A 3036-nucleotide genomic window follows, 5' to 3' on the forward strand; every position below is an offset into this window, starting at 1 on the left:
ACAAGCGCGCACGACCCCGAAAGCTCAGGCTGTGCTCAATCCAGATCGAGCCATTGTGCGCATTCCACTGATCGCGGGCACCCATTCCAGACGATGGCGGGCAGCAGTCCACGCTGATCGCGGGCAGCGTTCCACGCGATGGCGGGCAGCCGCGTGCGGCCCGGAGTGACGGCGGCGATGGTAGTGCAGGTGCCCGCGATCAGCGTGGAACGCGGGGCGTTTCGGTTATCCACGCGGCGCGCAGCGCCGGGTGGGTAACCGGTGCGCCGAGGGCGATGAGAGCGTTTAGATGAGGTGCTCGGCAGCCTTGTCCACGGCGGCGGTCGGCGCTTGCGACGAACCGACCGCCGCGGTGGGCAAGGCGGTGCAGGCAGCGCCACGGTGGGCATGGCACGGCCTGCTGCGCGCAGCGCAGGTGTCAGCCGCCGTGGCTGATGTGCTCGGCCGTGGCGGCGTCGGCCTCGGCGGTGCTGGCGGCGCGGCTGCGTCGCATGGAATCGCCCTTCAGCGCGATCTTGTGCGCACCGTGCACCACCCGGTCCAAGATGGCGTCGGCTAGCGTGGGCTCGCCCAGCCAAGCGTGCCAGGCCGCTGGCGGCAACTGGCTGGTGATGATGGTCGCCCGGCTGCCCACGCGGTCGTCCAGCAGCTCCAGCAGGTCGCCGCGCTCATGGGCGGCAATGGGCGTGAGCGCGAAGTCGTCCAGCACCAGCAGTTGCACGCGCGCCAACTGGCCGAGCCGGCGCTTGAAGCTGCCGTCGCCATGGGCCACGTGCAGTTCCTGCAGCAGCCGCGCGGTGCGCGTGTACAGCACGGTGTGGCCGGCGCGCGCAGCCTGGCGCGCCAGTGCGCAGGCCAGCCACGTCTTGCCGCAACCGGTGGCCCCGGTCAGCAATACGCTGCGCCCATCGCATACCCACTGGGCCGTGGCCAGCTCGGCCATCAGCGCACGGTTCAGCCCACGCGAGGCGCGCCAGTCGATGTCCTGCATGCAGGCGCCCGAGACCTTCAGCTGCGCGGCCTTGAGCAGCCGGGCCAGCCGCTTGTTGTCGCGCCAGTCGACCTCGCGCTGCACCAGCAGTGCCAGCCGGGCGTGGAAGTCCAGGTCGGCCGCCGCGTGCGTGGTGGCCGGGTCCTGCAGTGCGGCTACCAGGCCGTCCAGGCGCAGGCCGCGCAGTTGATCCAGGGTGTGTTGGGCGAGCATGGTGTGTTCTCCTTCTGTCGGCATGGAGGTCAGTGGTAGTAGCCCGCGCCGCGCACGTTCTCGTGCACGGGCATGGCCGGCAGGTCCGGTTGGGACGGCGTGCCATGACGGTCCAGGCCCGAGGCCAGGATGGAGCTGATGCTCTTGTAGTGCGGCGCACGGATGGATAGCGCCCGGGCGCAGGCCGCCTCCAGCCGCTCGGCCCCGTACTGGCGCCCCAGGCGCATCAGGCCCAGGCAGGCGCGGTAGCCCTGCTCGGGATGCGGGCGGTGCTCCAGCTGCCAGCGCACCACGGCCGCACAAGCCTCTCCGATGCTCTGGCCCCAGCCGAGCAACTTGGCTGGGCTCCACTGGGCGTGCGCACGGTGCGATGCAGGCATGTGCTCGGCCGTGGTGCTGTGGCCCCCACGCCGGGGATTGAGCACGTGGGCGGCAACCCGCTGGGTCTTGTGCAAAACCTCCAGCGTCTGCTCCGTGATGCGCAGCTCCACCTGCTGGCCGACCAGGCGGTGCGGCACGCTGTAGTAGTGGCCCTCGTACTCCACGTGGTAGTCGATGTTCACGCGCGCCAGCTTGAAGCGGGCCACCTGCATGGGCGAGGCTGGCAGCGGCGACAGCGCCGCGCGCTCCATCTGCTCGAAGGCGCTGCGCCGGCTGCCGGGCAGCTTCTTGGAGGGGCGCTCGTTCAGTTGCGTGAGCAGCGGCGCGATGGCGCGGTTCAGTTCGGCCAGGTTGATGAAGCGCCGACCGCGCAGCCGCGCCAGGATCCAGCGTTCCACGACCTGCACGCCGACCTCCACCTTGGCTTTGTCCTTGGGGTGCGCCGGGCGCGCCGGCAGGATGGCCACGCCGTAGTGCTCGCCCAACTCTGCCAGCAGCCGGTGGGCCGTGGGCTCGTAGCGGTCGGGCCTGGCCATCAGGGCGCGCGGCTGGTCGGGCACCAGCAGGCGCGGCACGCCGCCGATGAACTGCAAGGCCGCGATGATCGAGCGCACCCAGTCCTCGGCCTGCTGTGTGCGCGTGGCGCAGGCGTAGGTCAGGTTGGAGGCGCCCAGCACGGCCACGAAGATCTGCGCGCGGGTGATCTCGCCACTGAACATGTCCACCAGCTCCACCGTCTGGCCGGCATAGTCCACGAACAGCCGCTCGCCGGCTTTGTGCACCTGGCGCATGGAGCGCTTCAGGCTGCGGGCGAAGGCGGCGTACTTCTCGCAGAAGGCGCTGTACTTGTACGCCCGCCCATCGTGGGCGAGCTGGTACTCCTCCCACAGCAGTTGCAGCGTCACGCCGGGGCGCTTGAGCTGCTGGTGCAGCTCGGACCAATCGGGCTCCAGGTGGCGGGCGCTGCGGGCCACCGGCGCCGGGTGCAGCCGGGCCTGCAGGGCGTCGTCGTCCAGTTCGCGGGCTTGCGACCAATCCAGGCCGGCGGCCCGTGCTCGGCTGGCGATGTCGCTCACGCAGGTCTTGCCCACGCCGGCGGCGCGGGCCGCCTCGCGCTGGCTCAGGTTGGCCTCGTGCAGCAGTTGGAGAACTCTTCTGATCTTGCTCATGGGTACCTTCGGTGTGGGCATCGCCTCGCTCTCGCTTCGTTCAACACAAAGCGCGCGAGGCTATGCCCGGTTGCGATAGGTCACCCCCGGTCGCGGCGGCTGCCCGCCCTCAGAATGGAATCGTGCCCGCGATCAAATGGAACGCTGCCCGTGATCGTCTGGACTGCTGCCCGCGATCACGTGGAACGCTGCCCGCCATCAGCGTGGAACAGTGCCCGCGATGGCGTGGAATACGCACCATTGCGCACCGCGCGGCGCAGGGCAAACAGGGTGGCCACCTCC

3 protein-coding genes are annotated in these 3036 nt (G+C 70.3%); all 3 read right to left on the reverse strand.

The window, feature by feature from the left end:
* Positions 1-35: 35 nt before the first annotated feature.
* The 3 genes from ABDB81_RS30200 to istA all read right to left on the reverse strand — a co-directional run bounded on the left by ABDB81_RS30200 (position 36) and on the right by istA (position 2775).
* Positions 36-233, reverse strand: coding sequence for a hypothetical protein (locus ABDB81_RS30200; protein WP_346814389.1), 198 nt, complete (start codon positions 231-233; stop codon positions 36-38).
* A 185-nt stretch (positions 234-418) separates the two neighbouring features.
* Positions 419-1204 (reverse strand): IS21-like element helper ATPase IstB, encoded by a 786-nt coding sequence (istB, locus tag ABDB81_RS30205; RefSeq protein WP_346814390.1) that lies wholly within the window; start codon positions 1202-1204, stop codon positions 419-421.
* Between the two features lie 29 nt (positions 1205-1233).
* Positions 1234-2775, reverse strand: a complete 1542-nt coding sequence (gene istA, locus ABDB81_RS30210) for an IS21 family transposase (protein ID WP_346814391.1) — start codon at positions 2773-2775, stop codon at positions 1234-1236.
* Between the last annotated feature and the right edge of the window lie 261 nt (positions 2776-3036).

This window comes from Cupriavidus sp. DL-D2 (assembly GCF_039710735.1).
GTDB lineage: Bacteria > Pseudomonadota > Gammaproteobacteria > Burkholderiales > Burkholderiaceae > Cupriavidus.

Bases quoted from the DNA above. Each gene is read 5' to 3' on its own strand.
- istB (WP_346814390.1), bottom strand. From the start codon at position 1,204: ATGCTCGCCCAACACACCCTGGATCAACTGCGCGGCCTGCGCCTGGAC.
- istA (WP_346814391.1), bottom strand. From the start codon at position 2,775: ATGCCCACACCGAAGGTACCCATGAGCAAGATCAGAAGAGTTCTCCAA.